We start from the raw sequence: 6,828 nt of genomic DNA on the forward strand, positions 1-6,828 counted from the left end.
AAAATATCCTGTTAATCATATAAAAATTGATAGAGAATAAGTTCCATTATGATAGCAACAGAAACTCTGGAGCCTATGTCCACATCGTTACATTTCAAGCAATCTGTAAAAAAATAGAAATTTATGTCACTGAGATTTTGAATCGTATTATTATCGGCTCCTGTGATTGAAACAATTAAGGGTGCTTTTTCTCTTTTCAAGTTACTTATCAACTCTATAAATTCTTTGTTTTCACCGTTAAAACTCATTATAAAAACTAAGCTATCCTGATCAATTTCTCGCGAAATTATCTTACGATAGTTATGATCATTTGGAAAAAATACTTTAAATCCTGCTATTGAATAAATAAATGTTATATATTCTACTAGATGTTTTGTTGCATCTTTAGCGAAAAAATAAAGTTCTGGTTTTTGCTTAAGTTTTTGAGAAATTAAATTTAGTTGTTTATCCTTAATTACTCTTATAGTTTCTTCAATATTCTTTAGATAGCTTTCTTTGTATGACAGCTTTTCTGTATAAAAAATGCTTTTGTTTGGACTTTCTTTTTCATTAATAAGAGTAAATTTTATAACGGTAGCAAATTCACTATAACCAGAAAACCCAATTTTTTTGACGAATCTAATAAATGTTGCTGTAGAAACATAAGCCATTGAAGCTACTGATCTAATGCTTTTACCATTAATATTTTCCATATTGGAAACAACAAATTCAAAAAGTTTATGTTCATTATCGGTAAGATCTTTTAAATGAGAACTAACTATTTCAAAAAAGTTCATTTTAATCTCCTAAAGTTTGGAATAGCTTTTACAATTGTATGAAGGCCACCTCCACCGATTAAAATCTCACGAACTGGAAATGAAATTATTTTCTTATCTGGATAAAGTTTTTTAAATTTTATTTCTGCAATTTCATCTTGTGGATCATTAAATTTGGGGAAAATAATTACCTTGTTTAAAGTTATATAATTAATATATGTAGCTGTCAGCACCTGATTAATTGTTCGCGGCATCAAACCGTTAATTAAGTCAATCCCTTCAGTCTCTTTTGCGGACAGTCTTTGTAATTTGGGGATTTGAAATTTGGTTATTTTAAACCTTCTTCCTTTGGCATCTTTTTCATTTGAAAGAATGTCAAAAGCTTCTTTACAAGCTGAATATATGGGGTTCTCCTGATTGTCAGTCCATGTAATAGCAATTTCGCCTGGTTTAATGAAAGAAACCATGTTATCAATATCTCCACCAGTTTCGTCTAAAAAATAGCCGTGTCTTAGCCAAATTATTTTATGAGCTCCTAAATACTGTTCTAATATTTGGGTTATAAATTTTTTTGATATACCATAATTTCTGTCTTCTGCTAAAAGAACATCTTCTGTAGTGATAACGGTGCCTTCACCGTCAGTAATTATTGAACAGCCTTCAATGACATTATCAACAGAATAATAATCCAATCTAAGAAGATTTGCTATTTTAATTGCCAGTTGATCATCTTTTTCCCATGGATAATAAAGTCCGTCAATTAAACCACCATATGCATTAAACTTAAAATTTACAGCTCGAATATTTCCCTTATCATTCTTGACAAACACGGGCAAAGTATCCTGTGCCCATGCATCATCAGAAGACATTTCGATTACTCTTGCAAATTTTTCAACTTTATTTTTAGCATTTAAATATTGGTCTTGGTTTACTAACATTGTGATTGGTTCAAATTCACTAATAATTTTTGCAAGCGCTGTGAAGACTTTTTGAACTGGTTTCGCACCGTTTCGCCAGTTATCCTGTCTTTCTGGCCAAATCATGAAGATTTCTTTCTGTTCAGTATAATCAGGAACCATTTGGTAGTTATCATTTTTAGGTGTTGAATTATTTATTTCCATAATTATCACATTTTCTATAAGCGGATAGTCATATTTTACTCTTATTTCTTTAGACATACTATCTTCATTAAAATGTTATGTAAATAGTTTTTTTATATTCAAAATAGAAATAAAATCAAAAAAAAGTGATAAATGGATTAATCCATTTATCACTTTTGCTTATAATTCAATGGGTCCCCTGAGAGTCGAACTCAGATTTTAAGAACCGGAATCTTACGTGCGATCCATTACACTAAGGACCCAAATTGGCACAACAACAAGTATAACAGAAAAAGACTAAAAATTGAATTGTTTTTCCTTAACAAAAGAAAAAGAGGGTGTATTATTTTAAGAAAAAGACTAGGTCGAAAATATTAAGACTTTCTAATTGATTCATTTAAACTTGAATTATTTTTTGTGTGTTGCTATACTATAGTTGTCGATTGAGAAATGAGTAACTTGATTAGCGTCAGGTCACGTTTCTCATATATTTTTAGACATTCTGGGACACCTAATGACAATAAATGGGTCAATTTGGTCCCAGAAGAAGGAGAGATATTGATGTACTCGGAATTTCCCGTGCTTGAAGCTCTCGTTCCTGACATCTTAAAAGTTTTTCGACAAAGATATCTTGTTCTTGAGCAAATATCACTTAATGCACCAGTAGGACGCAGAAGTGTGGCTCAGTCACTAGGACTTTCTGAAAGAAATGTGCGAACAGAAACTGAATATCTTCGTGATCATGGTTTGATTGAGATCAAAAGTTTTGGCATGTTTATGACAGAAAAGGGCAAAAAGATATTGCAGGAGGCTGCTCCTCTGATAGATCGTTTGTTTAACGCTCGTAAAACAGAAATTGATTTGGCGCGTAAACTTGGTATCGAACGGACAATTATTGTACCGGGTGATAGCGATTTACAGGACTTGGTTTATGAGAGAATGGGTGAAGAGCTTAATGCAGCTCTGGATCTTCTTTTGCCGTTAGGACATTCAATTATTACTGTTCTTGGCGGTGAAGCTCTTGCAAAATCGACTAGGAATTTGTCTAAAAGTTTAAGTAAAAATCGACAACTGGTATTTGTACCGGGTCGTGGAGCTTTGGGCGAAAATGTTGCTATTCAAAGTAATACTATCGTTCAAGAAATGGCTGCTGAAACAGGTGGTAAATATAAAACGTTATATTTACCAGAACAGATTTCATCAGCTGCATACAAATCTTTAATTCGTGAATCTACATTTACTGATGTCCTTGAAGATATTTCACAAACCGATGTTGTAATTCACGGAATTGGACTAGCTCACGACATGGCAAGACGCAGAGGATACGATTCAGTTCGTTTGTCCGAGTTGCGTGAAAAAAAAGTAGTCACCGAGTGTTTTGGGTGTTTTTTCGATGGCGAAGGAAAGATTGTTGACCGCGTGCATCAGGTTGGCTTGCAGTTTGAGAATCTAAATAAAATACCTCACATATTTGCATTTGCTTGCGGTGGTCGCAAGGCTAAAGCAATCAAGGCTTATATGCCCAATGCTCCTCATCAAACCTGGTTAATTACTGATGAAGGAGCCTCAGAAAAGATTTTAAAGGAGAAATAATTCTCATTTAAAATAAATTGATGTTTACAGTTCTTACATAGTTCTTAAGGAGGACTTTAGAATATGACAGTTAAAATTGGTATTAACGGCTTTGGCCGTATTGGTCGTTTGGCATTCCGTCGCATTATGGATTTGGGCGAAAAGTCAAAGGATATTGAAGTTGTTGCTATTAACGACTTGACTACTCCAGCACTTTTGGCACACTTGCTAAAATATGACTCAACTCATGGCACTTTCAACCACGAAGTTTCAGCTACTGAAGATTCAATCGTTGTAGATGGCAAGAAATACCGTGTATACGCAGAACCTCAAGCTCAAAACATTCCTTGGGTTAAGAATGATGGTGTTGACTTTGTTCTTGAATGTACTGGTTTCTACACAAGCAAGGCTAAGTCACAAGCTCACCTTGACGCAGGTGCCAAGAGAGTCTTGATTTCAGCTCCTGCTGGTAATGACTTAAAGACTATTGTTTACTCAGTAAACGATGATACTTTAGATGCAAACGACAAGATCGTTTCAGCTGGTTCATGTACTACTAACTCATTAGCACCAATGGTTGACGCTTTGCAAAAAGAATTTGGTATTAAAGTAGCTACTATGACTACTATCCACGCTTACACTTCAACCCAAATGCTTTTGGATGGTCCTGTTCGTGGTGGTAACATGCGTGCCGCTCGTGCTGCTGCAGTTAACATTATTCCTCACTCAACTGGTGCTGCTAAGGCCATTGGTCTTGTTGTTCCAGAATTGAATGGTAAAGTTAACGGTCATGCACAACGTGTTCCAGTTACTGATGGTTCATTAACTGAATTAGTTTCAATCCTTGACAAGAAAGTTACTGCTGATGAAGTTAACTCAGCATTGAAGAAGTACGAGAGTCCATCATTTGGTTACAACGATGACGAAATCGTTTCAAGTGATGTAGTTGGTATGACTGCTGGTTCAATCTTTGACCCAACTCAAACCATGGTAACTACTGCCGGTGACAATCAGTTAGTTAAGACTGTTGCTTGGTACGACAATGAATACTCATTCACTTGCCAAATGGTTCGTACTTTGTTGAAATTTGCTACTCTTTAATCTGTAATATTTGATTACTGTTAGGTGGTAAAAGAGAAGGCGGAGGGAAATTCTTCCTTCCGCCTTTTTTTCAAAATTAAATAAATAAAGTTATCGGAGGATATAGATGGCTAAATTAATAGTTTCTGACCTTGATGTAAAAGGCAAAAAAGTTTTAGTCCGTGTTGATTTTAACGTACCAATTAAAGATGGTGTCATTGGAGATGACAACAGAATTGTTGCTGCACTTCCTACTATCAAATACATTATTGAAAATGGTGGTAAAGCAATTTTGCTTAGTCACTTGGGTCGTGTAAAGTCTGATGACGATAAGAAAGAATTGTCATTAAAACCTGTTGCGGAACGTTTAAGCGAACTTTTGAAAAAACCTGTAACTTTTGTTCCAGCTAACGAAGGTAAAGAGGTTGAAGATGCTGTTGCCAAAATGCAAGACGGTGACGTTGATGTTTTGGAAAACACTCGTTTCCAAGATATTGACAATGACTTTGGCAAGCGTGAAAGCAAGAATGATCCTAAGTTAGGTGAATACTGGGCTTCATTAGGTGACATGTATGTTAACGATGCTTTTGGTACAGCTCACAGAAGCCATGCTTCAAATGTTGGTATTGCTGAAGCCATGAAGAAGGATGGCAAGCCTGTTGCTGCCGGTTTCTTAATGGAAAAAGAAATCAAGTTCCTAGGTGATGCTGTTGCTAACCCTGTACACCCATTTGTTACCATTTTAGGTGGTGCTAAGGTTTCAGACAAGATTGACGTTATTACTAACCTCATTCCAAAATCTGACCACATTTTAATTGGTGGTGGTATGGCTTATACTTTCTTAGCTGCCCAAGGTCATGAAATTGGTAAATCTTTGTTTGAACCAGATAAAGTTGACCTTGCTAAAAAATTGTTAAAAGACGCTGATGGCAAGATTGTATTACCTGTTGACAACGTTGCAGCAACAGAATTTTCAAACGATGCTGCCCGTAAAGTTGTGGGCGATGACATCCCAGAAAACATGATGGGTCTTGATATCGGTCCTAAGACTGTTGCTAAGTTTAAGGATGTTTTAAAAGATGCCAAGACTGTTGTTTGGAACGGACCAATGGGTGCCTTTGAAATGTCAAACTTTGCTGAAGGTACTCTAGAAGTTGGTAAGGCTCTTGCTGATTTAACTGATGCTACTACTATTATCGGTGGTGGTGACTCAACAGCAGCCGCTAAACAACTTGGTATTGCTCCTAAGATTACCCACATTTCAACTGGTGGTGGGGCTTCCTTACAATACCTTGAAGGAAAAGAATTACCAGGAATTGCCTGCATTTCAGACAAATAGACTTTAAGAAAGGACATTATTTACATGCGTACACCAATTATTGCTGGTAACTGGAAATTACATATGAATCCTAAGCAAACAAAGGAATTTGTTGCTGCTGTAAAGGACAAGTTGCCAGAAGCAAGTAAAGTTGAAGCTCTGATTTGTGCTCCTGCCGTCGATCTTGAAAGTTTAGCGAACGCAGCTGCTGGCACAAACCTGCGCGTCGGTGCAGAAAATGCTTATTTTGAAGATGAAGGTGCCTTCACTGGTGAAACTTCACCTAAAGTTTTAAATGAAATGGGCATGAACTATTGTATTATTGGTCACTCCGAACGCCGTGGCTATTTTCACGAAACAGATGATGACATTAACAAGAAAGCTAAGGCTTTATTTGCTAATGACATTACGCCAATTATTTGCTGTGGTGAATCACTTGAAACACGTGAAGCTAACAAGCAAGAAGATTGGGTAGTTAGTCAAATAAAAGCCGCTCTTGCCGGTCTTTCTGCTGACCAAGTTTCTAACTTAGTTATTGCTTATGAACCTATCTGGGCAATAGGTACAGGTAAGACTGCCAGTTCTGATCAAGCTGAAGAAATGTGCAAAACTATTCGTGACACTGTTAAAGATTTATACAACGAAGAAACTGCTGAGAACGTTAGAATTCAATATGGTGGTTCAGTAAATCCTGGCAATGTTAAAGAATTAATGGCTAAACCAGACATTGATGGTGGTTTAGTTGGTGGTGCCTCACTTAAGCCTGATTCATTCTTAGAATTAGTAAACTATCAAGATTAGTTTTAAATGTATATAATAAAAGAGTCTCTGATTTTTGATGTGAACCCTAAAATTAGGACACTTTATATTAGCTATTAACTGAGGACTAGCTTCCGATATTCAAGCGGAGTTAGTCCTTTTAGTTTGATTTTGATTCTATTCTGATTGTAATACTCAATGTAGTCTCTGATTGCATCTTCCAGTTCAGTGAGATTCTTAAACT

At 35.9% G+C, this 6,828-nt stretch carries 7 protein-coding genes; 4 read left to right on the plus strand and 3 right to left on the minus strand.

Features of this window, described 5'->3' with window-relative positions; genetic code table 11:
* Positions 1 to 11 precede the first annotated feature (11 nt).
* Both F5ESL0261_RS03500 and aguA read right to left on the minus strand, forming a co-directional pair.
* Complete coding sequence (locus F5ESL0261_RS03500; RefSeq protein ID WP_109586100.1) at positions 12 to 776, minus strand: MurR/RpiR family transcriptional regulator; 765 nt, start codon at positions 774 to 776, stop codon at positions 12 to 14.
* On the minus strand, positions 773 to 1,933 hold the full coding sequence (aguA, locus tag F5ESL0261_RS03505; RefSeq protein ID WP_233560890.1) for an agmatine deiminase: 1,161 nt from the start codon (positions 1,931 to 1,933) through the stop codon (positions 773 to 775). The genes F5ESL0261_RS03500 and aguA overlap by 4 nt, the downstream gene beginning before the upstream one ends.
* 483 nt (positions 1,934 to 2,416) lie before the next feature.
* Between aguA and F5ESL0261_RS03510 the strand changes: the two genes are divergently transcribed.
* The 4 genes from F5ESL0261_RS03510 to tpiA all read left to right on the plus strand — a co-directional run bounded on the left by F5ESL0261_RS03510 (position 2,417) and on the right by tpiA (position 6,626).
* Positions 2,417 to 3,448 (plus strand): sugar-binding domain-containing protein, encoded by a 1,032-nt coding sequence (locus F5ESL0261_RS03510; RefSeq protein WP_045927821.1) that lies wholly within the window; start codon positions 2,417 to 2,419, stop codon positions 3,446 to 3,448.
* Positions 3,449 to 3,511: 63 nt separating this feature from the next.
* The gene (gap, locus tag F5ESL0261_RS03515; protein WP_034977515.1) at positions 3,512 to 4,528 is read left to right on the plus strand and encodes a type I glyceraldehyde-3-phosphate dehydrogenase; all 1,017 of its coding nucleotides are present in this window, start codon (positions 3,512 to 3,514) and stop codon (positions 4,526 to 4,528) included.
* A gap of 106 nt (positions 4,529 to 4,634) precedes the next feature.
* Positions 4,635 to 5,846 carry a phosphoglycerate kinase gene (gene pgk / locus F5ESL0261_RS03520; protein WP_122052178.1) on the plus strand — a complete coding sequence of 404 codons (1,212 nt, stop codon included), beginning with the start codon at positions 4,635 to 4,637 and terminating at the stop codon, positions 5,844 to 5,846.
* Between the two features lie 24 nt (positions 5,847 to 5,870).
* The gene (gene tpiA, locus F5ESL0261_RS03525; RefSeq protein WP_122052179.1) at positions 5,871 to 6,626 is read left to right on the plus strand and encodes a triose-phosphate isomerase; all 756 of its coding nucleotides are present in this window, start codon (positions 5,871 to 5,873) and stop codon (positions 6,624 to 6,626) included.
* 74 nt (positions 6,627 to 6,700) lie between these two features.
* On the opposite strand, the gene F5ESL0261_RS03530 is transcribed toward tpiA, so the two are convergent.
* A partial coding sequence (locus F5ESL0261_RS03530; RefSeq protein ID WP_147446222.1) for an IS3 family transposase occupies positions 6,701 to 6,828 on the minus strand: 128 nt, incomplete at its 5' end.

The organism is Lactobacillus sp. ESL0261, assembly GCF_003693025.1.
Classification (GTDB): domain Bacteria; phylum Bacillota; class Bacilli; order Lactobacillales; family Lactobacillaceae; genus Lactobacillus; species Lactobacillus kullabergensis.

Excerpts from the sequence above, each read along its gene's own strand:
- gap (WP_034977515.1), top strand. The coding sequence starts at position 3,512 with ATGACAGTTAAAATTGGTATTAACGGCTTTGGCCGTATTGGTCGTTTG.
- tpiA (WP_122052179.1), top strand. The coding sequence starts at position 5,871 with ATGCGTACACCAATTATTGCTGGTAACTGGAAATTACATATGAATCCT.
- F5ESL0261_RS03510 (WP_045927821.1), top strand. The coding sequence starts at position 2,417 with ATGTACTCGGAATTTCCCGTGCTTGAAGCTCTCGTTCCTGACATCTTA.
- aguA (WP_233560890.1), bottom strand. The coding sequence starts at position 1,933 with ATGTCTAAAGAAATAAGAGTAAAATATGACTATCCGCTTATAGAAAAT.
- pgk (WP_122052178.1), top strand. The coding sequence starts at position 4,635 with ATGGCTAAATTAATAGTTTCTGACCTTGATGTAAAAGGCAAAAAAGTT.
- F5ESL0261_RS03500 (WP_109586100.1), bottom strand. The coding sequence starts at position 776 with ATGAACTTTTTTGAAATAGTTAGTTCTCATTTAAAAGATCTTACCGAT.